Source organism: Pseudoduganella sp. S-14, from assembly GCF_049913285.1.
GTDB lineage: Bacteria > Pseudomonadota > Gammaproteobacteria > Burkholderiales > Burkholderiaceae_D > Rugamonas.
The window spans coordinates 2,773,257-2,800,179 of record NZ_CP183991.1; the positions used below are offsets into that span (position 1 = coordinate 2,773,257).

Below are 26,923 nucleotides of genomic sequence, written 5' to 3' on the forward strand. Positions count from 1 at the left end.
AAGGAAGAGAACAGAATATGGCACGTAAATATTTCGGTACCGATGGCGTACGCGGCCTGGTCGGCCAGGCGCCGATTACCCCCGATTTCGTGATGCGCCTGGGCTATGCCGCAGGCAAGGTGCTGGCCAAGTCCGCTGCGACCGGCACGGCACGCCCAGCCGTCCTGATCGGCAAGGACACCCGTATTTCCGGATACATGCTGGAAGCCGCACTGGAAGCCGGCTTCTCGGCTGCGGGCGTGGACGTCAAGCTGGCCGGTCCAATGCCGACCCCGGCAATTGCCTACCTGACCCGCGCGCTGCGTCTGCAAGCCGGCGTGGTGATCTCGGCGTCGCACAACCCGTTCCAGGACAACGGCATCAAATTCTTCTCCGACCAGGGTACCAAGCTGCCCGACGCAGTCGAGCTCGACATCGAAGCGATGCTGGAGCAGCCGATGGAATGCGTGTCGCCGGAGAAGCTGGGGCGTGCCCGCCGCCTGGATGACGCACAAGGCCGCTACATCGAATTCTGCAAGAGCACCTTCCCGTATGAGCTGGACCTGCGCGGCCTGAAGGTCGTGGTCGACTGCGCCCACGGCGCCGCCTACAACATTGCCCCGCACGTATTCCACGAACTGGGTGCGGAAATTGTCGCCATCGGCAACAAGCCTGACGGCCTGAACATTAACGACGGCGTTGGCGCCACGGCCCCGAAAGCCATGGCTGCTGCCGTGCTCGAGCACAAAGCCGACCTCGGCATCGCGCTGGACGGTGACGCGGACCGCCTGATCATGTGCGACGCAAGCGGCCGCCTGTACAATGGCGATGAGCTGCTGTATGTCATGGTGATGGATCGCGTGGCCAATGGCGGCGTAGCTGGCGCTGTTGGCACCCTGATGACCAATATGGCCGTCGAGGTAGCGCTGAAGCAGAAGGGCATCGGCTTCGCGCGCGCCAAGGTCGGCGACCGCTACGTGCTGGAAGTGATGCAGGAAAAGGGCTGGATCCTGGGCGGCGAGGGCAGTGGCCACCTGCTGGCGCTGGACAAGCACAGCACGGGCGACGGCATCATCTCCGCGCTGCAAGTGCTGTCCGCGCTCAAACGCAATGGCAAGACCCTGGCCGAAATCGCCGGCGAAGTCACGCTGTTCCCGCAAACCCTGATCAACGTGCGCGTGCCGGCCGGTTTCGACTGGCAGAAGAACGCAGCCATGGTCGCGGAAAAAGAGAAGGTGGAAGCCGAGCTGGGCGACACTGGCCGCGTGCTGATCCGTGCTTCCGGTACCGAGCCGCTGATCCGTGTGATGGTTGAAGCACGCGACGCGGACAAGGCCCAGAGCATGGCGCGCCGCATCGCGGACAAGGTTGAAACGGCCTTGGCGGCATAAAGTTGCCGCCGCGACATTGACGGACTATGCCTCGCCGGGGTATTATTCGTTTATCGGAGTGTAGCGCAGCCCGGTAGCGCACCTGCTTTGGGAGCAGGGGGTCCAAGGTTCGAATCCTTGTACTCCGACCAGGAAATTCTCGAGCGGGTTGTCTTCGGACAACCCGCTTTTCATTTGCGGCATGGCTTTTTTCTGCTTCGCCCGCGACTCTGCCCTTAGCTCAGTTGGATAGAGCATCGGCCTTCTAAGCCGAGGGTCGCAGGTTCGATTCCTGCAGGGCAGGCCAATAAAATCAAACACTTATAAGACTTTTGTGCGTCGCAAAATGCGGCGAAAATGCTTTGCGTAGGCACTGCGTAGGCAAATTCCGTAAACGGTTCGCCAGGCATTACCAAGCATGGCCATAGGACTTCGGCCGCAAATTCTGGAGTGAGGGGCAAAAAAGAGGCGGTACCGAAACGCCAGCGCCGTACCGCCTTGTTTCCAACGATGAGAGGACGGGGACGGGAACCTTGCTAAACGTTCGGACTTGAAACTCGCTTTCTCAGTTAGTCGCTCTACTGAAAAATGGAATGTGAGCTTCCGAGTCGAATCAGATGCGCATTGTGCAGGTAAATGGGCTTGCAAACTCACTGAGCGAATTTGGTTTACGTCTTCGCCCGATGGTGGATAATCATGCTTGCCAAAAAAATCATAATGGTTGTGAAATGGCATCGCAAGTCGACTGGAATCTCGTCAAACTTGTGAAAATGTGTGAGAATTTGTCGACGTCGCCCAATTGCCTGCAGCGTTTTCTCTGATAGCCGGCCTTGCCCTGCCAGCCCACGAAGGACATCACTATGCAGGCCTTTACCATATCCGCCGACGCTGCAGCCCAAGCCGCCATTGTCAACCGTTATGCCGGATCTTTGAGGGCATGGACGTACCTTGTTCGTCAAGGATATGACGTTCGCGAAATCTTCGACTTCCTGATCGAAAGAGATGGCCCTGAACGCGCTCGAACGCCATCAGCTCGTGTCGCTCTTGACTGAAGCCGGACCCGAAATCAGTTGATTCGCTTGAACTCGGGAAAACGGTCTTTAGCAAGTACCGTTGGAAGCGCATCGATTTCGAATATCGGGGTACTGAAACAATATGAGTTGTTGCTCCGTTCGGCGGTATGCGTGCGGAATTCCCGATCTGCATTCGGATTGGTACTCGCACCGGCGACAACGTTCGGGGTTTCCGGCATGACGTGGGGGTAGTGCGCCTCCGATCAGTAACCTTTGCCGATTGGCGATGCCGATGACATCGTCGTGTGCGAGTATTGAAACACGGTGAGTGATCCGTCGGCGCGTCAAAGGATGTTGCAGTACAACGTACCCGGTATTGCGCACGCGTTCCCCCGTGCTGCATTCAATGGCCAAGCGTTGTGCCGACGGTTCGATAATCTCCGAGGCATAGACCCGTTTGGCATAGCGCGTCTTGAGTTCCATGAGGACCATGGCGATGCCGTCGTGGTAAACCCGGTCCACTCGGGCTGTCAGCATGATGGGCTGATTGATCGAGAACGTCTTCTCGGCAACAAGGAGTCGGCAAACAGCCAGGTCGTCGGCTTGGCGGCGCAGTCCTGCGAGCCAGCCGCGAATGCGCTGAAAAGCTGATGCCAGAATGCTAACGGCAGCTACGGCTGCGCTTGCCTGTCGGTCAAGCCGGTTAGAAGCACAAGGGTCGCCGACGCCAGGACCTTCTCCCAAGCGGCGTCCTTCAGCTTGAACGCATCATTGCGCACGCCCAGCGTCAGCACACCATTGAACATTCCCCAAAGCGCAATCGCCATGGCGGCAGGGTCAATGTCGGGGCGAACCTCGCCGCAGGCGATCCCTTCCCGCAGCGCCTGCTCCAACTTGGCGTTCTGCTCGGCGACTAGCGCCACCAGCGGTTTAGCAGTTTCCAAGTCGTCGGGCGGCGCGGCCAAGAGCAGGAACTGGATCGGTTGTTCCCGTGCAAACCGATAATAGGCCGCGCCAACCCGCCGGATGCGTTCCAACGGCGACCCCGGCGTTGCATACGCCGCATCCATGTGCCGACGGTTTTCGAGCATGGCCGATTCGCTCGCGGCAGCCAGCAGGGCACCTTTGCCGCCAACCCGGTTGTAGACCGTCTGCGGCGCAATGTCGGCACGGCGTGCGACTTCCTCCGCGCTGAGTGCAGATGTGCCGCCTTCGGCCAGGATTTGGGAAGCGATTTCGATGATGGTGCGGCGCATTTCCTCGGTGCGCCGCTGAGTGCGGGTGGGCTTGGTTTCAGTCATGGCTTGACTATAGCATATTCCAAGTATAGAGTTAACTGCATTAATGGAGATAACTCTAATAACGGAGATCATTACAAATGACGACCCATTCGGAAGTTCACTTCCCATCCCAGGGCGAGCGTTGCGCCGCATGGTTGTACCTCCCGCCAGGCGGTCGCCCGGCACCTATCATCGTGATGGCGCACGGTTTGGGCGGGGTGCGGCAGATGCGGCTGGATGCCTATGCCAAACGTTTCCAGGCTGCGGGATATGCCTGCCTGGTTTTCGACTATCGGCATTTCGGCGGCAGCGAAGGCATGCCGCGCCAACTGTTGGATGTCCGCAAACAGCAGGCTGATTGGCGTGCGGCCGTCGAGTTCGCGCGCGGACTGGCACAGGTTGACGGGCGTCGAGTCGTGGTCTGGGGAACCTCTTTCGGCGGCGGACACGCCGTCCATACCGGCGCCACCGTGGAAGGGGTCAGCGCAGTCATCGCACAGTGCTTGTTCACCGATGGCCTTGCTTCAGGGCTGGCGATGAATCCGATCACCTCGCTTCGCGTCCTGCCGCTCGCCATTGCCGACCAGTTGCTGGCCTGGGCCGGAGCCAAGCCGATCATGGTCAATACAAGCGGCGCGCCGTGCTCAGCCGCGCTGATGACGGCGCGCGATTGCCTGGGCGGTTACCTCAAGCTGGTGCCATCGGGTCTGTCGTTCCCAAATTATGTTGCCGCGCGCGCCGCGCTGCAGATCATGGCCTACCGTCCCGGCAAACTGGCCCGCCAGCTGCGCTGTCCCGCCCTGTTCTGCGTCTGCGAGCACGACACCGTCGCACCGACGCGCTCCACGCTGCGCCATGTCCGCAAGGCGCCACGGGGTGAGGTGAAGCTCTATCGGGAGGGGCACTTCGATGTGTATGTCGGGCAAGGTTTCGAGAAGGTGGTGGCCGACCAGATCAACTTCCTGCGCCGCCACGTTCCTACTCCTTCTGCAAAAGAAAGTACATCATGACTTACGACTTGAACGACAAGGTGGTGCTGATCACCGGCGCGGCGGGCGGCATCGGCGCCGCGACCGCCCGCCAACTCTATGCTCTGGGTGCAAATCTGGTGCTGACCGATATGCAGCAATCCGCTGTGGATAAACTGGCACAGGAGTTCTCCCCATCCCGGGTGCTGCCTGTGGCGCTTGACGTCACCGACGCTGCGGCAACGAAGGCAATCATTCAGACGACGATCCAACGCTTCGGACGCCTGGATGTGGCTTTTGCCAACGCCGGCATTTCGTGGCGTAGTGGCGCCTCAACAATCGCCAGTTGCGATGAGGCCGAGTTCGAGAAAATCGTAGAAGTGGATTTGTTCGGCGTCTGGCGCACGATTCGCGCGGCGCTGCCAGAGATTATTCGCAACCAGGGCCAAGTTCTTGTCACGTCTTCCGCATACGCTTTTCTCAATGGCCTGGCGAATGCACCGTATGCCGCATCAAAGGCCGCCGTAGAAATGCTCACACGCTCCTTGAGAGCAGAGCTTGCACATACCGGCGCAACGGCCACCGTCGTCTACCCAGGCTGGACGGCCACGGCCATCGCGAAGGTTGCCTTCGGCGGCAACGCCACCGTGACCAAAATGAATGAGGTTGGACTTCCAGGGTGGCTGCGTCGGGCTATTCCCCCCGAGCAGGTTGCACTTGCGCTCGTGAAAGGTGTGCAGGACCGCAGGCCACGTATCTACGCGCCATGGCGCTGGGTTCCGTTCTCGCTCTTCCGCGGCATCTTCGGCGTACTGACCGATGTCGTGCTGAGTCGACACAAAGAAATGCATGCCCTGATCCAGCAACTTGAGGCTGAATCACAGCGCTGAGAAAAGATCACCAAGGAGAATTAGATGCCCCACTATGATTTGAGCGGCCGCGTCGTGGCCATCACCGGCGCCACCGGAGGGCTCGGCAGCGCCCTCGCGCGCAAGCTATTGGCCAAGGGCGCGCGGCTGGCGCTCTTCGACCTGGACCTGGCGGCCGCCATCCGGCTGGCGCAAGAGCTCGGCGGCGAGCGGCAGGTCTGGGCCTGGCGCGCCGACGTCCGCTCCTACCAGGATATGCAAGCGGCGATGGACTCTGCGGCCGCGCATTTCGGGGGCATCGATGTGGTGATCGCCAATGCCGGCATCGATGAGGTGTCGCCTATGGCCACCATGCATCCGGCCGCCTTCGATCGTGTCATCGACATTAACCTGAACGGGGTCTGGCGCACGCTGAAAGCCGGGCTGCCCTATGTCGCCAGCCAGCGCGGCTACCTGATGGCCATTTCCTCGATGGCGGCGTTCGTGCATTCGCCGCTCCAGGCTCACTACACGGCCAGCAAGGCCGGCGTCTGGGCCATGTGCGACAGCATTCGCCTGGAAGTGAAGCACCTGGGCGTGGGCGTCGGCAGTGCGCACCCGACCTTCTTTCCTACGCCCATGATGGACCAGGTCCACGCTGATGCCGCCGGCGTCAAGCTCTGGGGTGGCAACAAGGGCGGCCTGTGGCGAATGATCTCGCGCGACGAGGTGGTCGATGGGGTGATTCGCGGCATCGAACGGCGTAGCGACATGGTGGTGCTGCCGGCGCAGAACACCCTCGTTGCCAAGGCACCGGGGCTGTTCCGCAAGGTGACGGAAAAGCTCGGTTTCAAGTCGGCCGACATCGTCGAGGCCGTCGCCTTGGCCGAGAGAAAAGCCTGGCGTGCGTAGCAACGTACAAACCCGACAACAAGAGCATCACAAAAAATTTGTCCAAAGGGAGGTAAGCCATGTTGTACCCGCAATCGCACCATTAACTGAAAAGGCTTCCTGATCGATAAAGATGGCCCTGAACGCGTTCGATTGCCATCAGTTCGTGTCGCTTTCGACTGAAGCTGGATCAAAAATGGGGTGATTCGCACGAACTCGTGGAAACGGTCTTTAGCAGGTACCGTTGGAAGCACATCAATTCCGAATATCGGGTTACTGAAACAATGTGAGTTGTCATTCCGTTCGGTGGTATGCGCGCGGAGTTCCCGATCTGCATTCGGATTGGTACTCGCATCGGCGACAACACTTAGGGTCGTTGGCATAGCGTGCAGGCAGAGCGCCGCTGAACAGTAACCTTTGCCGATTGGCGATGTTCATGACATCCTCGGGTGAGAGCAGGGCGACCTTGCGGATGATGCGCCGGCGCGTCACGGGATGTTGCAGCACGATGTACCCAAAGTCGCTAACTGGGTCACCAGTATAGTAACTTACAGCCACGCGCTGTGCCGACAGTTCGATAACGTCCGAAGAATAGACCTGTTTGGCGCAGCGCGTCTTGAGTTCCATGAGGACCATGGCGATACCGTCGTGGTAACCCCGGTCCACTCGGGCTGTTAGCATGATGGGCTGATTGATCGAAAACGTCTTCTCGGCAAAAACGAGCCGGCAACCAGCCAGGTCGTCTGCTTGGCGGCGCAGTCTTGCGAGCCAGTCGTGAATGCGCGGGAAAGCTGATGCCAGAATCCTTACAACAGCTAAACAATTGATCTTTAAACTGTCCAGCTCACGCTAGTTTCGCGCGGGCCTTCTTCATCTTCGCCAGAAATGGTTAAACCGCTCTTTGGAGATTTAATATTCATGGTATGTGGTGTGGCGAACAACACTCGAGTTGATGTGGGCGTAGGGTCGTAGACATGAATACCCCTGCCGTCATTTTGCGTAGGCGCTACGTAGGAAAATTTTAGCAAAATAACGCCAGAATTCGGAAACCGTTAATGGCAGGGGCGGCTCGTGATTTTAGGATGTTTCCTTAAAAATCAAAGTCTTGTAAAGAAATTGGAAACAACGGAAAAGCATAAGGTAGCCGACTTCTAAGCCGAGGGTCGCAGGTTCGATTCCTGCAGGGCAGGCCAATTCCAGCTTCGTTTCTCACTTGCAATTCTGGTATGCTCGCCTGATCGATAATTCGCAGGCCAGAATGTGAACCAGTTGCGCTTGATCGCCGCCTGTGCAGGCACCCTCCTGATTGTTTCCCAACCTATGCTGGCCAAGGCAACAGCGCCGCCAGTGGAGCCGCGGTGCTTCGTCCCGCCTGCCGTAAAAAAGTTGCGGGGCGCCCCCGCCGAGTTACGTCCCAAATGGATGAGGGAAGTGCTGACGGAGTTCGATGCCGCCAAGTGCGCCAGCGAATGGCTGTTTGAGGACGGCGGGTCAGCGCGCAACCTTCCCATCCTCATCAAAATACTGCGCACCGACGACGCAGTGCCTGTGCGGGTCCAGGCGGCGCACGCCCTCGGCAAGGTCAAGTTCGAACGCAAGCTGGTAGTCGATGCGTTGAAGGACAACCTTGTTGAAGAGCGCTTTGCAGCGGTTGTTCTGGCACGCATCCAGAGCATCGACATGCAGTTGGGCGATAACTGGTACGGCAACTGAGATGAGTCGATCCGGTTCGACGACGTTCTGAACAGCCTTTTAATGGCGAATAATAACGGCGCCCGCACTGTTAGCGAGAAAGAAGCGATCCTTGCTGCCGCGGGCGGCGTGACAGAAAGGCTCATCGGCGCACCGTTTGCGCGGCCGGGAAAGCTGGAGAAATATCATGCGGCGGCGCTGGCGGAGCGTATTGCCAACAATATACGCAGCTACGGGGCCGTTGAGCCTGGGCAGGCAGCACCGGTCTCGCCTTGGCGTGCCGGTGTGCTGGACGCACTGGCCAGGGGGCTCCATGAGGGATATGCCGTATTCGAGCCGGAGGTGCACGTGCCGATGATGCTGGCCGTTGCGAATCGCGTGGATGACCCGTTTCCACAGGTGCGAGCGGCTAGTTTGCGGCTGATGATACAGGTGGCTGACCTGCTGGAGCGGCAGGCAGACAAAGCGTGGCAGGACTACGCTCCTTACTTGACGACGTCGCAAGTTGAGCAACTGGCGCGACAGGCTGCTGCCGCAACGCGCGACGACGATGCTTCCGTGCGCGAGGCCGCGGTGGTCCTGCTTGGACGGCTGGCGCCACGTTCGGGAAGCCATGGCACCACGCTGCTTGCAGCTTTAAGCGATCCGTCGACCGGCGTGCGCAAGGAGGCTGCGCTCGCGCTTGCCCGCCAATCCTCAGTGCCGCAAGAAGCGGTGGCCAGGTTGGTCGAGATGGCCCAACAGGAGAGCGAAACTTCGCCGCATGCAATGGCCGCTTTGTCGAATGTCGACAGCCCGGCGGTGACGGAGGTACTGATCGATATCCTGCTGACTGCAGCGGATGCCGAGGCGAATGCCATGGAAGAGCCGCCGCAGCAGCCGCGAGAGCCGTGGATCAGCCGCCGTGACCTGGCGAAAGCAAGGACGGAATCCGCGGCACGGGCATTGGGCAAATTCGGTGCCAGGGTATTGCAGCCGATCCTGAAGCACGCTGCGCAGGCCGGCACAGAGAATGCCCGCGCGCGCATGTACTCGGTCATGGTTAATGCCGGCTGGCCTTTCACCGCTACAGGGATGCAGTCGGCAGAAGTTGCCCTGTCGCCTGCGATTCTCGGCGAAGACGAGGGGCTCCGTGTCTTCGCCTTGAGTTTGTTGGCAGCCCAGCCGATATCTGCTGGCCATCGCTACAGCACGTCACTGGTGGACGCGATCTTCGAGCGCTACCTGCAGGACAAACCGAAGCAGATGTCGCGGGAAGAGGCAAATCCATCAAATGTCGTGTGGGTTGGTGGCGCCCAGCCGCCGCGGCACTGGAATGTCGACTGGCGCATGAAGCCACAGCTTGCTGCCAGCGTCATAGCCGGAGGCAGCGATAGCAGGTTTGCCGCTGAGCGCATGGTGGACTTCATTTGTGCGGAGCACCGCCTGGCCCTTGGCGAACCCGGAAGCCTGATCGCAACGTGGGGCGGCTCGCCGTTAGACGACGAAATGCAGATTACCGAGGCAATGGAAGCCAGCCTTGAAAGATTGGGGGACCTCGCCAGGCCCTTTGTGCAACGGGCGCTGGCTAAGAAGCAGGCCACTTTGCTGTGCAGGAGTAGCCTGGACAAGAATTTCGTGCCGATGGCGCATTGAACGCCAACCGGGCAGCGTGGGTAGAACGGGCGAGCTGGTCAGGCCTTTTATCAGTTTGCCGTGCTTGTATCAGTCCGCGCGACGGCGGCGGAAGAGCGCCAGGGAGGCCAGGCCAAGCGCCAGCAAGGGCAGCGTGCCTGGAACTGGAACCTTCTTGTTTTCCTCCGGCATGGCGTTCACGGTGGTATTCAGGTCCAGTTGGATGTTCTTGCCCGCCATGAAAATGCCGCCAAGCTTGTTGCCCTGGTTGAAGTGCATATTGCTGCCGGCGCCGGAAGCGAACAGGGTACCGAACCATTCACCCGACATGCCCTGCGTCCAGTTGCCCCGGGTTTCGGTGTAGATGTCGTTGGCGCTGCCGTTCAGCATTTCGAAGTCGAATCCCGAGCCGATGTTCACATTGCCCTTGATGAACAGCTTGATTTCGCCGCCGGACAGGTCAAAGATGAATTTGCTTTCGGAGCCTACTGTCAGCGAGTCGAAATAATAAGAGCCAGCGGTCAGCTTCAGCGTGGAATCATACTCAAGATTGACCTTGCCATATTCGCCGTGGACCAGGTCGCCTGTCTTGCCAGATTTGATGCCATATGACGCGCCATTAGCGGTGAACTCAGTGGCTGCTGGCAAGGTACTCAACGATGGCGAATTTGTTTTGCCGGCAACCTTGCCGGTGACCTCGGCCAGGTATTTCACATCCACCCTGTTTCCTGCAGTGGCATTGCCCTTGATCCGGGAATTCTGCTCGAGGGTGACATTGCGGCCAGCCGTGACATTGCCCGCGACCTGCGACCCGTATTTGGCGTTGACGTTGCCTTTGGCGCCAATGTCACCGGCCACCTGCGTGCCTTGTTCCAGATCGACGTTGCCGCCAGCAAAAAGGGTAAATGGCGTGGCGTTGGCGAAAAGCGGGGTGGCAAGGATGGCTGCGGCTGCGAGTGTCTTGACTTTCATAATCGGCATCTAAAATTTGCGGACGGTAATTAATAATAATCAAAAGCAAGTTTTAGGCCATGCATTTATAAATCATTGATTTGTAAAGAAATGGCCCCAAGCCGGGCCATCTGGGCAGACCTCAGGTGTAAAGTTTCTCGACATTAAAAATCCAACAAAGATTGCTGTTTTTCTAATATTGGCAGTTTCCTGGCAGGCGGACGCGGGTCTTCCCAGGCCTGCATCAATTCGTGCGGATAGGGGGAGAGGAAGGTGCGGGCAAATTCGGGATTGCGGCAGGACAGCCAGTCGCGGTACGCCTCTGGCGGCACCACGACCAGGGTGCGCTTTTCGTCGTCCGGCTTGTGGAAGCGCTTCAGCAGGGGGTGTTCGTCCGCATTGATGGTCAGTTGCGTGAACGAGTGGCTGATGCTGCCATCGCCTTCTTCCCAGCTGCGCCACATGCCTGCTACCGCGAAGGGACTCTTATCCGCCATGCTGATCTGCCAGCGCACCGCTTTGCCCGACTCATAATTCGGCTCGTAAAAGCCAGTCATCGGCACCAGGCAAAGCTGGCTTGCGCGCCAGTATTTGCTATAGGAGCGCAATTGGCCGATGGTTTCGCTGCGGGCATTCATGGTGGTCAGCGATGGCATCGCAGCAGGAGCATGCCGGCGCGGCACGAAACCGAACGAGGCAACCACGCACTCCGGCTGGCCGTCGAGGCCAAGGCGGACGATGGGGGCGTCGTAGTCCTTCCAGGTTTCGTCGGGCCATTCCATGCCGGCCAGGTTGGACAGGTCGATGTCCATCATTTCCCGCAGCAGGTCGCGTGAAGTGGGGCGGTAATTGGTACACATGGGGCTATGCTAACCCGATTGGGCTTGCTAAACTACTGTATATGCATACAGTCACACGAAAACCGCTGACGGCTGCACAGCTCCGCGAGATCTGGCTGCGAAACCAGAACGACGACATGCTCGCCGTGCTGTGGGAAGTCAAGCGCCTGCGGGGGCTGGTGGTGCGCGCGAGTCATCTGCATTGGACATTTCGCGATGAACTGAAGGGCGAGCCGTGCCTCGAGGAGGACCGTCCGTTTGCCACGGAAAGGGAGCTGCGGCGGCGGGCTAATGCAATCCGGAATGCGGACTGATAAGATCCCTGCATGAAAAAACTGCTCCTGGTGGGATCTACCGGCCTTGTCGGCCGTGAAGTATTGAAGCTCGCGCTGGCCTCGCCGGAGGTGGTGCAAGTCGTCGCGCCGACACGCCGCCGGCTGGAACCCCATGCAAAGCTGGTGGTGCCGATCGTAGACTTCGACCGGCTACCGGCTCTGGAGCCCTGGTGGCAGGCCGATGCCGTGATTTGCACCCTGGGCACGACCATCAAAACCGCAGGCTCGCAGGAAGCCTTCCGCCAGGTGGACTATGGTTATCCCATGGCCGTCGCGCGCCTGGCGCGCCAGCATGGCACGCCAACGTTCGTGCTGAATTCAGCGCTGGGCGCGGATGCGGGATCGAACGTTTTCTATAACCGCGTGAAGGGTGAGGTAGAGCATGGCGTGCGCTCGCTTGGCTTTGAAACGCTGGTGATTGCTCGACCAGGTTTCATCGGTGGTGCGCGGGAAGAATTCCGCCTCGGCGAAAAAATCCTGGTGCCGATCCTGTCGGCGCTTGGGCCGGTGCTGCCGCGCGCATTGCGCATCAACCCGGCCGGGAACATTGCCCGCGCCATGTTCGACGCGGCAATGCACCCGCAACCGGGTGAGCACATCATTACTTCGGACAGGATGGCCTGAGACTCATTCTTCCAGCAGGCTGCGCAGCATCCATGCAGTCTTTTCATGCACATCCAGGCGCTGGGTCAGCAAGTCGGCGGTCGGCTGGTCGTTGGCTTCATCGACCAATGGCAGCAGCGAACGGGCGGTGCGGGCGGTTGCTTCCTGGGCGGTGACCAGGTGGCGCACCATGTCCATTGCCTTCGGCACGCCAGCCACTTCCTTGACGGTGCTTAGCTTGCCGAATTCGGCGTAGGTGCCCGGCGCTGGATAGCCCAGCGCGCGGATGCGTTCTGCGATCAGGTCCAGCGCGGTCCACTGTTCGGTGTACTGCGTCATGAACATCTGGTGCAGGGAATTGAACATCGGACCCTTGACGTTCCAGTGGAAGTTGTGGGTCATCAGGTAGAGCGAGTAGCTGTCGGCCAAGAGGCGGGACAGGCCATCGGCAATGCGTGCGCGGCTGTCGTCGGAGAGGCCAATATCAATCTTCATTGCGTATTCCTTTCGGTCAGTATTTGCCTGACGATTATTTCATGATTTCAAGCAGGCTGCTGTAATCGTCCGTCCAAGGCCGCACATCCGGGGCGGGCGGCAGTTCGTGCAGGCCGGCGTATGGCAAAAGCTTGTCGCGCTGGCCTATCAGCACCCAGGTGGCGGCGGTCGTGCCGCGCACGGGATCGGATTTGTTCTGTGACAGGAAGGCCGTGCGGTGGAAGGTATCCGCGGCACGCCTCACCACGGGCGCCATATCCAGGTAGCGATTCGAGATATGAATGGCCAGCACTCCGTCCCGCTTCAGGTGGCGGAAGTAGATATTGAAGGCTTCCGTGGTCAACAGGTGTACCGGCACCGAGTCGCCCGAAAAAGCATCTACTGCCAGCACATCGAACTGCTGCGGCGCTTCGGCGTCCAGCACCAGGCGCGCATCGCCGAGGGCGATGTCTTTCCTGGCGGGGCAGTCGCGCAGGAAGCTGAAATAGCTCTCGGCGAAGGCGAGCACCAGGGGATTGATTTCGTAAAAGCGGTATACATCGCCAGGCCGGCAATAAGCGGCCATGGTGCCGGCGCCAAGGCCGATCACGCCCACGTGTTGGGCGGCGTCGTTACGGCTGGCTGCGATAGCAATGCCTGCGCCGCTGTTGTTGCCGTAATAGCTTGTTGGCCAGCGCCGCTTCTGAGCTTCGAGAAACTGGCGCCCATGCACGATGCTGCCGTGAGTGAGCTGGCGGACCTGGCCCGGACCGGGTTCCGTATCCTTGATCTTGACCGTCCCATAGAAATTGCGGGCTTTGATGGTCGGTATCGCCGGCCACATCGCATTTGCTCCCCACAAGACGCCGACCAGGGTGGTGAAAAACACTGCCGCCTTGACGCGCGCGCCGCGCTTCATCGGCTCAGCGGGGCGGTGGTGGCATGCGGCACCGACAATGCAAACGGCGGCAATGCAGGAAAGGGTCAGTTCGTAGTCATCGTTGAATATGCGCGGCGCGAGCAGGCCGGTGAAGATGCCGCCGATTGCACCGCCTGTTGCGATCACCAGGTAGTAGCCGGTTAACTGCGAGGGCTGCGGCTTGAGGCGCGCCAGCTCGCCGTGGCATGCCATGCAGAAGGTGAAGATGCTGGCGCTGAAGAGCAGGGTAGGCCATACAATCCCGCGTGGCATCAGGCTGGGGAACGTGGTGCAGGCAATCAGTAGCGGTGTCAGTAGTGCCATCAAGGGCAGGAACAGCCAGCGCCTGTACCAGCGCGCGCTTTCAAAGCAGAGGATGAACGTCAGGAGATAGATCACCAGCGGCAGTACCCAAAGCATCGGCACCGGGGCGATGTTGGCAGTCAGGTGGCTGGTGGCTGCCATCAAGACCACCGTAGGCACGGCGGCCAGGCCGCACCACAACAGGCTGTCGCGCAAGGTCGGCTTGCCCGCTATCGCATCTTCGCGCAGGGTATGGGGCACTGCGCTGCGGCCGCGCCCACGCAAGGCGAGGGCGGCGCAAAACAGGGCAAACAAGCCAAAGCCCGCCGACCAGAAAGTGGACATTTCCTTGACGGTAAAGCGTGGCTCGAACAGCAATGGGTAGCTCAGCAAGCCAAGCAGCGAAGCGAAGTTGGACAGGGCAAACAGCCGGTAAGGCACGCTGCCCGGGCGTTCCTGGGCGAACCAGTGCTGGACCAATGGCCCCGTGGTCGAAAGCAGGAAATATGGCAGGCCGATTGTCGCTGCCAGCAGGCCAAGCAGGAGGAAAGCCGGGTCGGTGCCGCTCGACGGCTTCCAGCTATCGCTCGGCATGATGGGAAGCGTGAGCGCTGCGGCCAGCAGCAACCCTGCATGCAGCCAGGCTTGCCGGCGCGGCGGCAGGTAGCGGCTGGTGAGGTGCGAATAAAGGTAGCCCAGCAGCAGCGTGAACTGGAAGAACAGCATGCAAATCGTCCACGCGGACGCGGATCCGCCGAACCATGGCAGGGCCATTTTGCCGATAATGGGCTGCACCTGGAACAGCAGGAAAGCGCTGAGGACAATCGTTCCGGCGTAGAGGATGAGCATGCAAAATATTAACGCATGACGAGCCCCGCGGCGATGGCGAGCATGACCGCACCTGTCAGTCCTTCAATGCACTTCCAGGCCAGTGGACGGCCGAACACGCCGGCCAGGCGTGTGGCGCCCCAGCCCAGTGCCGTGAACCACAGCAGGGAAGCAGTCATGGCACCGGCCGAGAAGCCCATGCGCTGGCCGTCCGGGTAGCTGCCGCCGACGGAACCCAGCAGCACGACCGTATCGAGATAGACGTGCGGGTTCAGCAGCGAAAGCGCGACGACGCTGGCCAGCGCCTGCCGGGCGCCCGGTGCCGGTACGCTGGCATCGACAGCCAGCGCTTTCGGCCTCAACATCGAACGCCAGCTGCGCAGGCCATACCACAGCAGGAAGGCAGCGCCGCCCCAGCGCGCGGCCGCCAGCAAGAATGGCGAATCCTGGATCATCGCCCCGGCGCCAGCGACCCCCAGCGCGATCAGTATCACGTCAATCACGATGCAAGCGGCCACCGTCAACGCCACATGCTGGCCCTTGATGCCCATCCGCAGCACGTGCGCATTCTGGGCGCCAATTGCCATGATCAGGCTCGCCCCGAGCCCCAAACCGTTCACATAACTCTGCATTTTTAACTCCTGTTGTGGAGCCGGAATTTTGCCGCCGCTAGCCATGTGAATGAAGCTGAATTAAGATGTTTCAGTATTCATTAATTTGGCTAAAGGAGTGGTGCGATGATTCCGGACGGGCGACAGGGCGAGGCTTTGCTGGCGGTGATCGATGCCGGCAGCTTCGAGCAGGCTGCGGCGGCCCTGCATTTGACGCCGTCGGCGGTGTCGCAGCGGGTCAGCGGGCTGGAGTCGGCGGTGGGCGCTCCGCTGCTGATCCGCAGCCGCCCGATCCGTTTGACCAGCGCCGGGCAGCGCCTGGTGCAATACCTGCGCCGCAGCCGGTTGATGGAGCAGGAATTCCTGGCCGAATTAAAAGCCGATGAGGCCATGCCGCCGCGCATTCCGGTTGCGGTGAATAACGACACGCTTGGCACCTGGTTTCTGCCGGAATTGAGCGCCTTCCTGAATCGCGAAAACATCCTGCTGGAGATAATCCTGGACGACCAGGATCACACTTATTCGCTTTTCGAAAAGGGCTTGGTGCTGGCAGGCGTTTCCAGCGAGCCGGAACCAATGCGTGGTTGCCGCTCGCAGCATTTGGGCTTCATGCGTTATCGATTATTGGCGCAACCGGAATTCCTGAAGCGCTGGTTTCCGGATGGATTTACCCGTGAAGCAGCGCGCAAGGCGCCCGTCATGTTTTTCGACCGTAAAGACTCGCTGCAGGCGATATTCATCGAGCGCGAATTGGGACTGCCGCTGGGTGCTTATCCGATCCATTACGTGCCCTCCAGCGATCCCTTTGTCGAATCGATCCGGCTGGGAATGGGATATGGCATGCTGCCGCGCCAGCAATATAAAGAGCTTCTGGAATCGGGTGCGTTGGTGGATTTGGTGCCAGGCAAATATCTGGACATCCAGCTTTATTGGCATTCATGGCGCATCCAGTCGCCGAAGCTGGAGATGCTCACTGAACAGGTGCTTGCCGCTGCTGGGCGGGCGCTGGATCGTTAAACTCAAAGTTGGAGCGAACGCGCCAATTGCTGGCGCGTTGTGCGCATAGAAAAGCCCGCGCTCGGCGGGCTATCGATTAATACGTATAGAACATGCGCTGCAGTTCTTTGGTATTGCTGGTTTTGGTCATACCCAGCATCAGCAGGATACGGGCCTTTTGCGGGCTCAGGGTATCGGAAACCACGAAGTCCAGTTCGTCGTCATTTGCTTCGCCATTACGGGCCAGGATGCCATTGCCAACGCGGCTGGCGCGAACAATAACAGTGCCGTTCTTGCGCGCTGCAATCAGTTCCGGTTTTACCTTGGCGGCCAGGCTGCCATCGCCAACGCCTGCATGGACAATGCCTTTGGCCCCAGCAGCGATAAAGGCATTCAGCGCAACGGCATTCATGTTTGCATAGCCGTACACGATATCGACTTGCGGCAGGACGCTCAAGTTCGAAATATCAAATTCGGTGTCGACGGTATTTTTGCGAGTCGAGGTGCGATAGAAGAATGCCTTTGGACCTTGCACATAACCGAGCATGCCCAATTCCGGAGTCTTGAAAGAGTCCGGGGTGGAGGTATTAGTCTTCGTTACTTCGCGCGCGGCATGGATTTGATCGCCCAGGGCCACCATGACGCCTTTGCCAATTGCATCATGGCTACCGGCAATCAATACCGCGTTGTACAGATTGATCGGGCCGTCTGCCGACAACGCGGTACCTGGGCGCATGGCGCCAACCAGCACAACCGGCTTGCGCGACTTGACCACCAGGTTCAGGAAGTAGGCAGTCTCTTCCATGGTATCGGTGCCGTGGGTGATGACGATGCCATCCACGTTCGGTTGCGCCAGCAGCGTGTTGACGCGTTTGCCCAGGGTCAGCCAGTGCTCGTTGGTCATGCTTTCGGAAGCAATCTGGAACACTTGTTCGCCGGTCACGTTTGCAATCTTGGACAGTTCCGGTACCGCGTTTATCAATTGTTGGACGCCGACAGTCGCGGCAGTGTAGCCGACCGTTGTGGTGGAAGTGGCGCCGGAGCCGGCAATGGTGCCGCCTGTGGCAAGAATCGTGACGTTTGGCAGCTTCTCCGCGTGAACGCTGAATGCAATCAAGAAGGCAAACAGGGCAAAAATGAATTGCTTGGCTGTGTTACGTTGCATAAGTTCTCCTGTCCTTGGTTTTAAGATTGTTGCGCATGTTACTCGATTTGGTGCAGTATGGCTGTACTTCCTAAGCAAGGACAATGCCAGTGGAAACAGACGAACTGAGTCTCGCTGTCGTCATGCAGCGCAAACCATTGAAGAGCACTTGGCAGCCATTCCAGTGGTTGCCCGCTGAGGTGGTGTTGTCTCCCTTGCCCGGGGGCGCTGCGCGCTGCCTGCGCGACGATCCTTCCGAGACGCTGTGGCTTTATCCGGGCATGTCGATGCGCCTTTATTCCGACGAAGCGGAAGGCTACTTCCTTAACCTGGATTCCGGCTCGCCGTGCTGGTTCATCATGTGGCGGCTGGAAGGCGAGGTCGGCGTGCCGCAGTGCGTGACCTTGTCGTATAACGAGGCTGCGCGCCTGATGGATGGGGGCGAGCAGGTCGATACGCTGCCGTTGCCGCCTTCGATGGTGGAGCGCCTTGGCGCGTTCGTGGCGGAGTATTACCGTCCGGAGCCGAAAGGCAAGCGGCGCAGACCGTCGTTCGAAGGCGGCGCCGCCGTTCAGCAAATGGCGCGCGAGGAGGGGGAGGCAAGCCGTGGCCGCTGAAACCTTCTTCGCACGATGGTCGCGCGTCAAGACCGAAGCCGAGGAGCAAACGGTGCGCGAAGCGGAGGCCATTGCGCCAAGCGCCGAGGCGCTGCCCGCCGAGGCGCCCGCCGCGTCGGCATCGGCTCCAACGCTTGAGCAGGTGGATAGCCTGACCCCAGAGTCCGACTTCACGCCATTTATCGCGCGCGGCGTCGACGAAGCGGTGCGCCGGGCAGCACTGAAAAAACTCTTTGCCGACCCTCGTTTCAATGTGATGGACGGCCTGGATACCTACATTGACGACTACAACAAATTCGAACCACTGACGCCCTTGATGGTGGCAGCCCTCAACCACGCCAAGAACCTGATTGCGCGCGAATTCGCGGCGGAAGAAGACGATGAGCCAAAAGACGAGGATCTGTAACTGCAACAACACCATGCCGCTGGACGGTGCTGCCATCGGCACTGCTTTGGGCGAAGGGACGCTGCCGGTGGCCAGCCAGCTTTGCCGTCGGGAAGTCAACGACTACTTGCAAACGCTGGAGGGCAACGAGCGCATCGTCATAGGCTGCACGCAGGAGGAGCCGCTGTTCCGCGAGCTGGCCGAAATGAAGTCCAGCGTGGCGCCGCTGCGTTTCGTGAACATACGCGAGACCGGCGGCTGGAGCGACGAGGCGCGCCACAGCACGCCCAAGATGGCGGCCTTGCTGGCTGCTGCCCGCCTGCCGGATCCCGAACCGGTGCCCGAGGTCGAATACCAGTCCGAAGGCCGCGTCCTGCTGCTTGGTCCGGCGCGCCGTGTGCTGGCATGGGCGCGCAAGCTGGAGCGCCAGCTTCAGGTGTGCGTCCTGCTCACAGATGGCGACGATGCGGCGATCGCAGGCCACTCCTGGCCCACCTTCAGCGGCAGCGTGCCTCGCGTGCAAGGCTGGCTTGGCGCCTTCAAGATCAGCTGGCAGCAGTCCAACCCGATCGACCTGGAGTTGTGCACGCGCTGCAATGCCTGCGTCAAAGCATGCCCGGAAGGCGCCATCAGCCTGGCATATCAGGTTGACCTGGACGCTTGTCGTTCGCATCGTGAGTGCGTCGCAGCGTGCGGTGCGGTTGCCGCTATCGACTTCGATCGCGCCGACAGGGATCGCGGCGGTGAGTTCGACCTGGTGTTCGATTTGGGAGATACGCCGCTGCTGCGCATGCACCATCTGCCGCAAGGTTATTTCGCGCCGGGTGCCGACGAAGCGGCAGCTGCTCTCGCTGCGATGCAAATGCTCGAGCTGGTCGGCACGTTCAGCAAGCCGCGCTTCTTCGAGTATAAGGAGAGCATTTGTGCGCATAGCCGCAGCAGGCAGCCGGGCTGCAATGCCTGTATTGATATCTGCTCTGCGGAGGCAATAGCCAGCGCGGGCGATTACATCAAGGTGTCGCCGCAGTTATGCGCCGGCTGCGGGGCATGCACCACCGTGTGCCCCTCCGGCGCCCTGACGTACGCCTGGCCGCGCGCTCCTGACTTCGGCGAACGGATTCGGGCCATGCTGGCTACTTATGCGCGCGCCGGCGGCGCGCGGCCCGTGCTGCTCGTGCATGGCGACGAGGAGGGCAGCGCGCTCGTCCAGGAGCTGGGGCAGCTCGCGGCTGCTGGCGCGGCGCGCGGCGTGCCGGGGCGCGTGCTGTCTTTGCCTGTTCATCACGTGGCGTCGGTAGGCATCGACGTGTGGCTTGCTGCGGTTGCTTATGGCGCGGTTGACGTGGTCGTGTTGGCCACTGGCTGCGAGGCGCCGCAATACCTGGATGCGATCGCGGAACAAATGACGTATGCGCAGGCGATCCTCGATGGCCTGGGCTACAGCGCCATCCAGCTTCACCTGCTGCGCGCGTGCCACGCCGCTGAACTTGATCGCGAACTGCAACGCTTCGCGGCCACCGCTGGCGGTGCGGCGGGACAGGGGGCAATGCTTCCGGCAGCCGCTTTCCACGTTGCGGCGTCCAAGCGGGAGACTCTGGACTTCTCGATCACGCACCTGGCAAGGCACGCGCCAACTCCGCAAGATTGCATTGCCCTCCCACAAGGCGCACCGTTCGGGGCGATTGAAATCGATACCGGCAAATGCACGCTCTGCATGGCTTGCGTCGGCGCCTGTCCGGAGTCTGCGCTATCCGACAATCCATCATTGCCGCAATTGCGTTTCACCGAGTCGAACTGCGTGCAATGCGGCTTGTGTGTGCGGACCTGCCCGGAGCAGGCGTTAAGCCTGCAGCCGCGCCTCGCGCTGGGCGCAACAGCGAAGCAGGCGCGCGTGATCAACGAGGCTCAGCCCTACCACTGCATCAGGTGTCAAAAGCCGTTCGCTACCTTGCAAATGGTGGAGAATATGGTCAGTAAGCTCGCGGGCCACGGAGCCTTCAGCGGCAATCCCGATCGCCTGCGCATGTGCCCCGACTGCCGCGTGATCGACATGATGCAGCCGGAAAAAGAAGTTTCCATCCTTGAGGTGAAACGCCAATGACCGAAGACGAAGAATATGCGCGTTCCGAACTGTACGGTGTGTTATCCATGCTGTTCTACGGCCCGCCATCTCAGGCGGTGCTGGACCTGATCGAAGGCGCAGCCATCGAAGGCGACGGCGTGCTGGCCGACGCCTGGCGCGGCCTGCAAACGGCCAGCAGCACGACGGATGCCGAGCGCGCACGTGAAGAATATGAGTCGCTCTTCATCGGTGTCGGCAAACCTGAGGTCATGCTCTACGGCTCCTACTACCTGTCGGGTTTCCTGATGGAGAAGCCGCTGGCCGCGCTGCGTGAAGACCTTGCGCGACTGGGCCTGGAGCGCTCCGAGCATCTGTCCGAAAGCGAAGACCACATCGCGGCCCTGTGCGACGCCATGCGCTTGCTGCATGGCAGCATTGCAACACAGAAGGAATTTTTTGCGCGCCATATCCAACCCTGGGCGCACCAGCTTTTTGATGCAATCGATGCGCATCCCGGGGCACGTTACTATCGCGCGGTCGCCGCCCTCGCGCGCAGCTTCGTGGCAGTGGAAACCCAGGCATTCGATATGGACTAAGCATTAATGCATTGTTAAATCATTTGTGCTAGTGTTAAAAGACTAACTGTTGTTGGTTATGGGAGACCATGATGTCAACGCAATCCAACTCTGGAAGACGGTCTTTTTTCACCGGTATGGCAGCACTGGCCGCTACCGGCATCGCCGCGAAAATGGCCAGCAGCCCACCCGCTGCGACGCCGCCCGCGGAACCGGAGCCGCCTCCCGGCTCCGGCTACCGCCTCACAGAACATATCCAGAAGTACTACCGCACCACCAAGATTTGAGTGGAGGGCCAAATGATGCTCCTTACACGTAAAGGGCCGGCCGGTTCCCGCGCGCCCGGACGTTTCGCAGCGAGCCTCGAAGGCAGCCTGGCGCGGGCCTTGCCGACGATGGACCGGCGCGCATTCCTGAAACGCTCCGGCATTGGTGTCGGCGTCGGGCTGGCCGCTTCGCAGCTATCGCTGATGCGCAAGGCACAGGCAAAAGATCCTGCCGCTGTTGATAGCGGTAGCAAGCAGGTCGTGCGGCGCACGGTCTGCAGCCACTGCTCGGTGGGTTGCGCGGTCGATGCTGTGGTGGAGAACGGCATCTGGATTCGGCAGGAGCCAGTGTTCGATTCGCCGATCAATCTGGGTGCGCACTGTGCCAAGGGTGCCGCGCTGCGCGAACATGGCCACGGCGAGTACCGCCTGAAATATCCCATGAAGCTGGTCAACGGCAAATACCAGCGCATCAGCTGGGACCAGGCCTTGCAGGAAATCTCGGCCAAGCTCCTGGACATGAAAAAGAAGGACGGCCCGGATTCGGTATTCTTCGTCGGCTCGTCGAAACACAATAACGAGCAGTCAGCCTTGCTGCGTAAATTCGTCTCCTTCTTTGGCACCAACAACTGCGACCACCAGGCCCGCATCTGCCACTCGACTACCGTGGCCGGCGTGGCGAACACCTGGGGCTACGGCGCCATGACCAATAGCTACAACGATATGCAGAATGCCAAGGCGGCCATGTATATCGGCTCCAATGCGGCGGAGGCCCACCCGGTTTCGATGCTGCACATGCTGCACTCGAAGGAGAACGGCTGCAAGATGATCGTGGTCGACCCGCGTTATACCCGCACTGCCGCCAAGTCGGACCAGTACATCCGTATCCGTTCCGGCTCCGACATTCCATTCCTGTACGGGATGCTGTGGCATATCTTCAAGAACGGCTGGGAAGACAAGGAATACATCGCTGCCCGCGTCTACGGCATGGACAAGGTGCGCGAAGAAGTCGCCAAATGGACCCCCGACAAGGTGGAGGAAGCCTGCGGCGTGCCCGAGGCCCAGGTGTTGCAGGCTGCGGAGACGATGGCGAAAAATCGTCCTTCCACCGTGGTCTGGTGCATGGGACAGACCCAGCATTCGATTGGCAATGCAATCGTGCGCGCTTCCTGCATCCTCCAGCTCGCGCTGGGGAATGTCGGCAAGAGCGGCGGCGGGACCAATATCTTCCGTGGCCACGATAACGTGCAAGGCGCGACAGACGTCGGCCCGAATCCCGATTCGCTGCCCGCGTACTACGGACTCGCCGCAGGCGCATGGAAGCACTGGTGCGCCGTCTGGGGCGTGGATTACGAGTGGGTCAAGAGCCAGTTCGCCTCGCAGGCCATGATGGAAAAGTCCGGTACGACGGTTTCGCGCTGGGTCGACGCGGTGCTCGAGAAAAACGAGCTGATCGACCAGGACAGCAACGTCAAGGCGGTCTTCTTCTGGGGCCACGCGCCGAACTCGCAAACGCGCGGGCTGGAAATGAAGAAGGCGATGGACAAGTTGGACATGCTGGTGGTGATCGATCCATATCCGTCCGCCACGGCTGCCATGGCCGCGATGAAAGTGGAAGGACAGGAGGTCAACCCCAACCGCGCCGTCTACCTGCTGCCGGCGGCGACCCAGTTTGAAACCTCCGGCTCCGTTACTGCATCCAACCGTTCTGTGCAATGGCGCGAAAAGGTGATCGAACCGCTGTTCGAATCGCGCACCGATCATATGATCATGTACCAGCTGGCCGAAAAGCTCGGCTTCGGCAAACAACTGGTGGCGAAGTTGAAGCTGGTGCCGGGCAAGGGCAATATGATGGAACCCGAGCCGGAATCGATGCTGCGGGAAATCAATCGCGGCAGCTGGACCATCGGCTATACCGGCCAGTCGCCGGAACGCCTGAAGGCGCACATGCGCAATATGCACATGTTCGACGTGAAGACCTTGCGTTGCAAAGGCGGCAAGGATGCGGAGACCGGCTACGACCTGACGGGCGACTATTTCGGCTTGCCGTGGCCGTGCTACGGCACGCCGGAGCTCAAGCACCCCGGTTCGGCCAACCTGTACGACAACAGCCAGCACGTGATGGACGGCGGCGGCAACTTCCGCGCCAATTTCGGCGTGGAGCGCGATGGCGTCAACCTGCTGGCGGAGGATGGTTCGTTCTCCAAGGGCGCCGACATTACGACCGGCTATCCCGAATTCGACCACGTGCTGATGAAAAAACTGGGCTGGTGGGACGAGCTGACCGATGCCGAAAAGCTGGCGGCGGAGGGGAAGAACTGGAAGACCGACCTGTCCGGCGGTATCCAGCGCGTATGCCTGAAGGTGCATGGTGTGCATCCCTTCGGCAATGCCAAGGCGCGTGCCGTGGTGTGGAACTTCCCCGATCCGGTGCCCCTGCATCGCGAACCGCTGTTCGGCACCCGGCCAGACCTGGTCGCCAAATATCCGACCCACGACGACAAGAAGGCCTTCTGGCGCATGCCGACCTTGTACAAGACCGTCCAGCAGAAGGCCGTCGACGATGGCCTGGCGAAGAAATTCCCGATCATCCTGACCTCCGGGCGGCTGGTGGAATACGAGGGCGGTGGCGAAGAAACGCGTTCCAATCCCTGGCTGGCCGAATTGCAACAGGAGAACTTCGTCGAAATCAATCCGAAGGCTGCGTCGGACCGCGGCATTCGCAATGGCGAATACGTGATCGTGTCAACGCCGACCGGAGCGCGCATCAAGGTGCGGGCGCTGGTGACGCAGCGCGTGGGGGTGGATACGGCCTTCATTCCCTTCCATTTCTCGGGCTGGTGGCAGGGCAAGGACATGCTGGAATACTACCCGGAAGGCGCAGCACCGATTGTGCGCGGAGAAGCGGTCAACACGGCCACGACTTACGGCTATGACTCGGTCACCATGATGCAGGAGACCAAGACGACGATCTGCAATATCGAACGCTTCGCGGGCTGAGGAGATTGCCATGGCACGGATGAAATTCATTTGCGACACGGAGCGCTGCATCGAGTGCAACGCCTGCGCGACGGCATGCAAGAACGAGCACGAGGTGCCCTGGGGCGTGAACCGGCGCCGGGTGGTGACCATCAACGACGGCATCATCGGGCAGGAAAAGTCGGTATCCGTGGCGTGCATGCACTGCTCGGATGCGCCTTGCATGGCCGTGTGCCCGGTCGATTGCTTCTACCGCACCGAGGAAGGCGTGGTCCTGCATAACAAGGATGCCTGCATCGGCTGCGGCTACTGCTCCTATGCCTGCCCGTTCGGGGCGCCGCAGTTCCCGTCCAACGGGACTTTTGGCCTGCGCGGCAAGATGGACAAGTGCACCTTCTGCGCGGGTGGCCCCGAGGAGAATGGCTCGCAAGCGGAATTCGAGAAGTACGGCCGCAACAGGCTGGCCGAGGGGAAGCTGCCGGCCTGTGCGGAGATGTGTTCGACCAAGGCGCTGCTGGGCGGCGATGGGGATGTGGTGGCGGACATCTTCCGTACCCGCGTTGTCACGCGCGGCAAGGGCAGCGAGGTCTGGGGCTGGGGCACGGCTTACGGCAAACCGGAGGCAAAGTCATGAAGCTCTATCTGGTAGCGCTGTTGGCGCTGGCGGGCTGCGGCGAGGTGTCGCAGTCGAAGCAGGGCAGTGCGGTGAATCGCGGCGACGAGCCGGCATATAAAGGCGCCAGCACGGCGCAGGTGGCCAAGGGATGGACCCCGGGCGAGAAGGCTTCCTGGGACAAGCAGGTGCGCGAACGCGGGCAGCTGCAGAATGAGTATGTGAAGACCAACCGGTAGGGAGGTTTGCCATGAAACGATGGTTGGCAATGCTGGCTGTGGCACTTGCCGCCGGCACGTCCCTTGCGGCGGACGCGCCGGCGAATCGCCAGCAGGGGCCCGCCGCCGCAAATGCGGGCGGCGCGCCGGGCGCGGCGCCGCACGTCGAGTCGGTGGACATTCTCAAGCAGAACCAGGCCGAGCGCACACGCGACCAGCCGGGCAATAACGCTCCGGTATGGCGCAAGGTGGTGGCAGGGGAGGCGCACTACAGCAGCCTGCCATACCCCGAGGCCGGTGTGCTGATCCAGCCCAAAGCCCAACTCCCGGGCCAGCCCGTGGCGACGACGGCCGGCGAGGCTTGGCGCCGCTTCCGCAATGGGCCGATGATCAGCATTGGCGGCTGGCTGATACTGGGTGTGCTCGCCGCGATCGCCGTGATGTACTTCGCCAAAGGCCCGATCAAGGTGCATGCGCCGCCAACCGGCCGCAAGATCCAGCGCTTTACGCCAACCGAGCGCTTCGTGCACTGGACCACAGCCATCACCTTCGTCGTGCTGGCTGCTTCCGGCCTGTGCATGATGTTCGGGAAATTCGTGCTGATGCCCATCATCGGCCACGGGCTGTTCGGTTACCTGACTTACCTCCTGAAAACCATCCACAATTTCGTCGGTCCACTATTCACGGTCTCGATTGTCGTTACCTTCCTCCTGTTCGTGAAAGACAATTTTCCCATCGTGGCGGATTTCAAATGGCTTGCCCGGCTGGGCGGCATGTTCGGACAAGGGCATGCTCCCGCCGGACGCTTTAATGCCGGCGAAAAGCTCTGGTTCTGGGGCGGCGTCACCTTGCTCGGCCTGGCCGCCAGCGGCTCCGGCTTCGTGCTCGACAAACTTGTGCCCAACCTTGAATACACGCGCTTCATGATGCAGGGCGCGAACCTGCTGCACATCACGGCCACGGTGCTGATGATGGGCTTTGCGCTCGGCCATATCTACCTCGGCACCATCGGCATGGAGGGCGCCTACAAAGCCATGCGCGAAGGTTATGTGGACGATGCCTGGGCCCGCGAACACCACGATATCTGGTACCAGGAGGTAGTGGACGGCAAGGTGCCGCGCGTACGCGCCCCCGAGCACGACGGCGAACCGGTGCCGCCGCCCGCCCCCAAGACCATCTGAGGAGGAAGCAGCCATGAATAAGCCCCTATTCGCACTGGTATTGCTGGCCGCCTGCGCTGCAGTCGAAGCCAGGCTGCCTGCGCCTACCGAAGAGCAGAAGGCCGCCGCCGCCGCAACCAAGGATAAGCAAGCCTGGAGCGACAAGGTAGCCGCCTACAAGCTCTGCCAAGCGCAAGATCGGGTGGCCGCCTACTATTTCAAGAGCAAAGGCAGCGGCAGCAAGCCATCGGCAGCGCTGCCCGCCTGCGTCGATCCTGGGCCCTATGTGGCACAGGTGGCTGCCGCCAAGGAAGTCGGCATCGCCGATTCGAAACCGGTGCCCGAAGCCGGGAAGAAGAAACAATGAAAAACCCGCCGCAGCGGGTTTCC

At 60.6% G+C, this 26,923-nt stretch carries 26 protein-coding genes and 2 tRNA genes; 21 read left to right on the plus strand and 7 right to left on the minus strand.

Going from position 1 to position 26,923, the window contains the following annotated elements; all coding sequences use genetic code 11:
* Window positions 1-17: 17 nt before the first annotated feature.
* The 3 genes from glmM to ACN9MZ_RS12820 all read left to right on the plus strand — a co-directional run bounded on the left by glmM (window position 18) and on the right by ACN9MZ_RS12820 (window position 1,656).
* On the plus strand, window positions 18-1,370 hold the full coding sequence (gene glmM / locus ACN9MZ_RS12810; RefSeq protein WP_426342487.1) for a phosphoglucosamine mutase: 1,353 nt from the start codon (window positions 18-20) through the stop codon (window positions 1,368-1,370).
* 54 nt (window positions 1,371-1,424) lie between these two features.
* Window positions 1,425-1,501 (plus strand) — tRNA-Pro (locus ACN9MZ_RS12815).
* Between the two features lie 78 nt (window positions 1,502-1,579).
* Window positions 1,580-1,656: transfer RNA gene (locus ACN9MZ_RS12820), tRNA-Arg, on the plus strand.
* Between the two features lie 1,377 nt (window positions 1,657-3,033).
* Here the strand turns inward: ACN9MZ_RS12820 and ACN9MZ_RS12825 are convergent.
* Window positions 3,034-3,663 carry a TetR/AcrR family transcriptional regulator gene (locus tag ACN9MZ_RS12825; RefSeq protein WP_426342488.1) on the minus strand — a complete coding sequence of 210 codons (630 nt, stop codon included), beginning with the start codon at window positions 3,661-3,663 and terminating at the stop codon, window positions 3,034-3,036.
* 77 nt (window positions 3,664-3,740) lie between these two features.
* Between ACN9MZ_RS12825 and ACN9MZ_RS12830 the strand changes: the two genes are divergently transcribed.
* The 5 genes from ACN9MZ_RS12830 to ACN9MZ_RS12850 all read left to right on the plus strand — a co-directional run bounded on the left by ACN9MZ_RS12830 (window position 3,741) and on the right by ACN9MZ_RS12850 (window position 9,676).
* The gene (locus ACN9MZ_RS12830; protein ID WP_426342489.1) at window positions 3,741-4,652 is read left to right on the plus strand and encodes an alpha/beta hydrolase; all 912 of its coding nucleotides are present in this window, start codon (window positions 3,741-3,743) and stop codon (window positions 4,650-4,652) included.
* Entirely contained in the window at window positions 4,649-5,500 is an 852-nt protein-coding gene (locus ACN9MZ_RS12835; protein WP_426342490.1) for an SDR family NAD(P)-dependent oxidoreductase, read from the plus strand. The genes ACN9MZ_RS12830 and ACN9MZ_RS12835 overlap by 4 nt, the downstream gene beginning before the upstream one ends.
* A gap of 24 nt (window positions 5,501-5,524) precedes the next feature.
* A complete protein-coding gene (locus ACN9MZ_RS12840; protein ID WP_426342491.1) occupies window positions 5,525-6,370 on the plus strand; it encodes an SDR family NAD(P)-dependent oxidoreductase in 846 nt (281 codons plus the stop codon).
* 1,239 nt (window positions 6,371-7,609) lie between these two features.
* Complete coding sequence (locus ACN9MZ_RS12845) at window positions 7,610-8,062, plus strand: hypothetical protein (protein ID WP_426342492.1); 453 nt, start codon at window positions 7,610-7,612, stop codon at window positions 8,060-8,062.
* Between the two features lie 42 nt (window positions 8,063-8,104).
* Complete coding sequence (locus ACN9MZ_RS12850) at window positions 8,105-9,676, plus strand: HEAT repeat domain-containing protein (protein ID WP_426342493.1); 1,572 nt, start codon at window positions 8,105-8,107, stop codon at window positions 9,674-9,676.
* A 69-nt stretch (window positions 9,677-9,745) separates the two neighbouring features.
* On the opposite strand, the gene ACN9MZ_RS12855 is transcribed toward ACN9MZ_RS12850, so the two are convergent.
* Window positions 9,746-10,627 (minus strand): DUF7305 domain-containing protein, encoded by an 882-nt coding sequence (locus ACN9MZ_RS12855; RefSeq protein WP_426342494.1) that lies wholly within the window; start codon window positions 10,625-10,627, stop codon window positions 9,746-9,748.
* Between the two features lie 143 nt (window positions 10,628-10,770).
* Entirely contained in the window at window positions 10,771-11,466 is a 696-nt protein-coding gene (locus ACN9MZ_RS12860) for an SOS response-associated peptidase (protein WP_426342495.1), read from the minus strand.
* A 116-nt stretch (window positions 11,467-11,582) separates the two neighbouring features.
* On the opposite strand from ACN9MZ_RS12860, the gene ACN9MZ_RS12865 reads away from it, so the two are divergent.
* Both ACN9MZ_RS12865 and ACN9MZ_RS12870 read left to right on the plus strand, forming a co-directional pair.
* The gene (locus ACN9MZ_RS12865; RefSeq protein WP_426342496.1) at window positions 11,583-11,759 is read left to right on the plus strand and encodes a hypothetical protein; all 177 of its coding nucleotides are present in this window, start codon (window positions 11,583-11,585) and stop codon (window positions 11,757-11,759) included.
* 12 nt (window positions 11,760-11,771) lie between these two features.
* Window positions 11,772-12,404: an NAD-dependent dehydratase gene (locus tag ACN9MZ_RS12870; RefSeq protein ID WP_426342497.1), complete on the plus strand. Its 633-nt coding sequence runs from the start codon at window positions 11,772-11,774 to the stop codon at window positions 12,402-12,404.
* 3 nt (window positions 12,405-12,407) lie between these two features.
* On the opposite strand, the gene ACN9MZ_RS12875 is transcribed toward ACN9MZ_RS12870, so the two are convergent.
* The 3 genes from ACN9MZ_RS12875 to ACN9MZ_RS12885 are packed head-to-tail and all read right to left on the minus strand — an operon-like array spanning window position 12,408 to window position 15,539.
* Entirely contained in the window at window positions 12,408-12,878 is a 471-nt protein-coding gene (locus tag ACN9MZ_RS12875; protein WP_426342498.1) for a Dps family protein, read from the minus strand.
* A gap of 34 nt (window positions 12,879-12,912) precedes the next feature.
* The gene (locus ACN9MZ_RS12880) at window positions 12,913-14,928 is read right to left on the minus strand and encodes a spermidine synthase (RefSeq protein WP_426342499.1); all 2,016 of its coding nucleotides are present in this window, start codon (window positions 14,926-14,928) and stop codon (window positions 12,913-12,915) included.
* An 8-nt stretch (window positions 14,929-14,936) separates the two neighbouring features.
* On the minus strand, window positions 14,937-15,539 hold the full coding sequence (locus ACN9MZ_RS12885) for a LysE/ArgO family amino acid transporter (RefSeq protein WP_426342500.1): 603 nt from the start codon (window positions 15,537-15,539) through the stop codon (window positions 14,937-14,939).
* Between the two features lie 105 nt (window positions 15,540-15,644).
* Between ACN9MZ_RS12885 and ACN9MZ_RS12890 the strand changes: the two genes are divergently transcribed.
* On the plus strand, window positions 15,645-16,535 hold the full coding sequence (locus ACN9MZ_RS12890; RefSeq protein WP_426342501.1) for a LysR family transcriptional regulator ArgP: 891 nt from the start codon (window positions 15,645-15,647) through the stop codon (window positions 16,533-16,535).
* A 76-nt stretch (window positions 16,536-16,611) separates the two neighbouring features.
* On the opposite strand, the gene ACN9MZ_RS12895 is transcribed toward ACN9MZ_RS12890, so the two are convergent.
* Window positions 16,612-17,679, minus strand: a complete 1,068-nt coding sequence (locus ACN9MZ_RS12895) for a type II asparaginase (protein WP_426342502.1) — start codon at window positions 17,677-17,679, stop codon at window positions 16,612-16,614.
* Between the two features lie 83 nt (window positions 17,680-17,762).
* On the opposite strand from ACN9MZ_RS12895, the gene ACN9MZ_RS12900 reads away from it, so the two are divergent.
* From ACN9MZ_RS12900 to ACN9MZ_RS12945, 10 genes are all read left to right on the plus strand, one after another.
* Complete coding sequence (locus ACN9MZ_RS12900; RefSeq protein WP_426342503.1) at window positions 17,763-18,275, plus strand: DUF3305 domain-containing protein; 513 nt, start codon at window positions 17,763-17,765, stop codon at window positions 18,273-18,275.
* A complete protein-coding gene (locus ACN9MZ_RS12905) occupies window positions 18,265-18,681 on the plus strand; it encodes a DUF3306 domain-containing protein (protein ID WP_426342504.1) in 417 nt (138 codons plus the stop codon). The genes ACN9MZ_RS12900 and ACN9MZ_RS12905 overlap by 11 nt, the downstream gene beginning before the upstream one ends.
* Complete coding sequence (locus ACN9MZ_RS12910; protein WP_426342505.1) at window positions 18,656-20,761, plus strand: 4Fe-4S binding protein; 2,106 nt, start codon at window positions 18,656-18,658, stop codon at window positions 20,759-20,761. Before ACN9MZ_RS12905 ends, ACN9MZ_RS12910 begins: the two co-directional genes overlap by 26 nt.
* A complete protein-coding gene (locus ACN9MZ_RS12915) occupies window positions 20,758-21,318 on the plus strand; it encodes a TorD/DmsD family molecular chaperone (protein ID WP_426342506.1) in 561 nt (186 codons plus the stop codon). Before ACN9MZ_RS12910 ends, ACN9MZ_RS12915 begins: the two co-directional genes overlap by 4 nt.
* A 116-nt stretch (window positions 21,319-21,434) precedes the next feature.
* Window positions 21,435-21,584, plus strand: a complete 150-nt coding sequence (locus ACN9MZ_RS12920; RefSeq protein WP_426342507.1) for a formate dehydrogenase — start codon at window positions 21,435-21,437, stop codon at window positions 21,582-21,584.
* A gap of 15 nt (window positions 21,585-21,599) precedes the next feature.
* On the plus strand, window positions 21,600-24,563 hold the full coding sequence (locus ACN9MZ_RS12925; protein ID WP_426342898.1) for a formate dehydrogenase subunit alpha: 2,964 nt from the start codon (window positions 21,600-21,602) through the stop codon (window positions 24,561-24,563).
* A gap of 10 nt (window positions 24,564-24,573) precedes the next feature.
* Window positions 24,574-25,176 carry a formate dehydrogenase FDH3 subunit beta gene (gene fdh3B / locus ACN9MZ_RS12930; protein WP_055925535.1) on the plus strand — a complete coding sequence of 201 codons (603 nt, stop codon included), beginning with the start codon at window positions 24,574-24,576 and terminating at the stop codon, window positions 25,174-25,176.
* Window positions 25,173-25,394: a hypothetical protein gene (locus tag ACN9MZ_RS12935; RefSeq protein ID WP_426342508.1), complete on the plus strand. Its 222-nt coding sequence runs from the start codon at window positions 25,173-25,175 to the stop codon at window positions 25,392-25,394. Before fdh3B ends, ACN9MZ_RS12935 begins: the two co-directional genes overlap by 4 nt.
* Window positions 25,395-25,405: 11 nt before the next feature.
* Entirely contained in the window at window positions 25,406-26,554 is a 1,149-nt protein-coding gene (locus tag ACN9MZ_RS12940) for a formate dehydrogenase subunit gamma (RefSeq protein WP_426342509.1), read from the plus strand.
* Window positions 26,555-26,567: 13 nt separating this feature from the next.
* Window positions 26,568-26,900, plus strand: coding sequence for a hypothetical protein (locus tag ACN9MZ_RS12945; RefSeq protein WP_426342510.1), 333 nt, complete (start codon window positions 26,568-26,570; stop codon window positions 26,898-26,900).
* The last annotated feature ends 23 nt before the right edge of the window (window positions 26,901-26,923 follow it).

What these genes read in the sequence shown, in the direction of transcription:
- ACN9MZ_RS12850 (WP_426342493.1), top strand. Translation starts at nt 8,105, where the DNA reads ATGGCGAATAATAACGGCGCCCGCACTGTTAGCGAGAAAGAAGCGATC.
- ACN9MZ_RS12935 (WP_426342508.1), top strand. Translation starts at nt 25,173, where the DNA reads ATGAAGCTCTATCTGGTAGCGCTGTTGGCGCTGGCGGGCTGCGGCGAG.
- ACN9MZ_RS12870 (WP_426342497.1), top strand. Translation starts at nt 11,772, where the DNA reads ATGAAAAAACTGCTCCTGGTGGGATCTACCGGCCTTGTCGGCCGTGAA.
- ACN9MZ_RS12835 (WP_426342490.1), top strand. Translation starts at nt 4,649, where the DNA reads ATGACTTACGACTTGAACGACAAGGTGGTGCTGATCACCGGCGCGGCG.
- ACN9MZ_RS12885 (WP_426342500.1), bottom strand. Translation starts at nt 15,539, where the DNA reads ATGCAGAGTTATGTGAACGGTTTGGGGCTCGGGGCGAGCCTGATCATG.
- ACN9MZ_RS12860 (WP_426342495.1), bottom strand. Translation starts at nt 11,466, where the DNA reads ATGTGTACCAATTACCGCCCCACTTCACGCGACCTGCTGCGGGAAATG.
- ACN9MZ_RS12830 (WP_426342489.1), top strand. Translation starts at nt 3,741, where the DNA reads ATGACGACCCATTCGGAAGTTCACTTCCCATCCCAGGGCGAGCGTTGC.
- ACN9MZ_RS12875 (WP_426342498.1), bottom strand. Translation starts at nt 12,878, where the DNA reads ATGAAGATTGATATTGGCCTCTCCGACGACAGCCGCGCACGCATTGCC.
- ACN9MZ_RS12855 (WP_426342494.1), bottom strand. Translation starts at nt 10,627, where the DNA reads ATGAAAGTCAAGACACTCGCAGCCGCAGCCATCCTTGCCACCCCGCTT.
- ACN9MZ_RS12840 (WP_426342491.1), top strand. Translation starts at nt 5,525, where the DNA reads ATGCCCCACTATGATTTGAGCGGCCGCGTCGTGGCCATCACCGGCGCC.
- ACN9MZ_RS12825 (WP_426342488.1), bottom strand. Translation starts at nt 3,663, where the DNA reads ATGACTGAAACCAAGCCCACCCGCACTCAGCGGCGCACCGAGGAAATG.
- ACN9MZ_RS12890 (WP_426342501.1), top strand. Translation starts at nt 15,645, where the DNA reads ATGATTCCGGACGGGCGACAGGGCGAGGCTTTGCTGGCGGTGATCGAT.
- ACN9MZ_RS12865 (WP_426342496.1), top strand. Translation starts at nt 11,583, where the DNA reads ATGCTCGCCGTGCTGTGGGAAGTCAAGCGCCTGCGGGGGCTGGTGGTG.
- fdh3B (WP_055925535.1), top strand. Translation starts at nt 24,574, where the DNA reads ATGGCACGGATGAAATTCATTTGCGACACGGAGCGCTGCATCGAGTGC.
- ACN9MZ_RS12940 (WP_426342509.1), top strand. Translation starts at nt 25,406, where the DNA reads ATGAAACGATGGTTGGCAATGCTGGCTGTGGCACTTGCCGCCGGCACG.
- ACN9MZ_RS12895 (WP_426342502.1), bottom strand. Translation starts at nt 17,679, where the DNA reads ATGCAACGTAACACAGCCAAGCAATTCATTTTTGCCCTGTTTGCCTTC.
- glmM (WP_426342487.1), top strand. Translation starts at nt 18, where the DNA reads ATGGCACGTAAATATTTCGGTACCGATGGCGTACGCGGCCTGGTCGGC.
- ACN9MZ_RS12920 (WP_426342507.1), top strand. Translation starts at nt 21,435, where the DNA reads ATGGCAGCACTGGCCGCTACCGGCATCGCCGCGAAAATGGCCAGCAGC.
- ACN9MZ_RS12945 (WP_426342510.1), top strand. Translation starts at nt 26,568, where the DNA reads ATGAATAAGCCCCTATTCGCACTGGTATTGCTGGCCGCCTGCGCTGCA.
- ACN9MZ_RS12925 (WP_426342898.1), top strand. Translation starts at nt 21,600, where the DNA reads ATGCTCCTTACACGTAAAGGGCCGGCCGGTTCCCGCGCGCCCGGACGT.
- ACN9MZ_RS12880 (WP_426342499.1), bottom strand. Translation starts at nt 14,928, where the DNA reads ATGCTCATCCTCTACGCCGGAACGATTGTCCTCAGCGCTTTCCTGCTG.
- ACN9MZ_RS12900 (WP_426342503.1), top strand. Translation starts at nt 17,763, where the DNA reads ATGCCAGTGGAAACAGACGAACTGAGTCTCGCTGTCGTCATGCAGCGC.
- ACN9MZ_RS12915 (WP_426342506.1), top strand. Translation starts at nt 20,758, where the DNA reads ATGACCGAAGACGAAGAATATGCGCGTTCCGAACTGTACGGTGTGTTA.
- ACN9MZ_RS12910 (WP_426342505.1), top strand. Translation starts at nt 18,656, where the DNA reads ATGAGCCAAAAGACGAGGATCTGTAACTGCAACAACACCATGCCGCTG.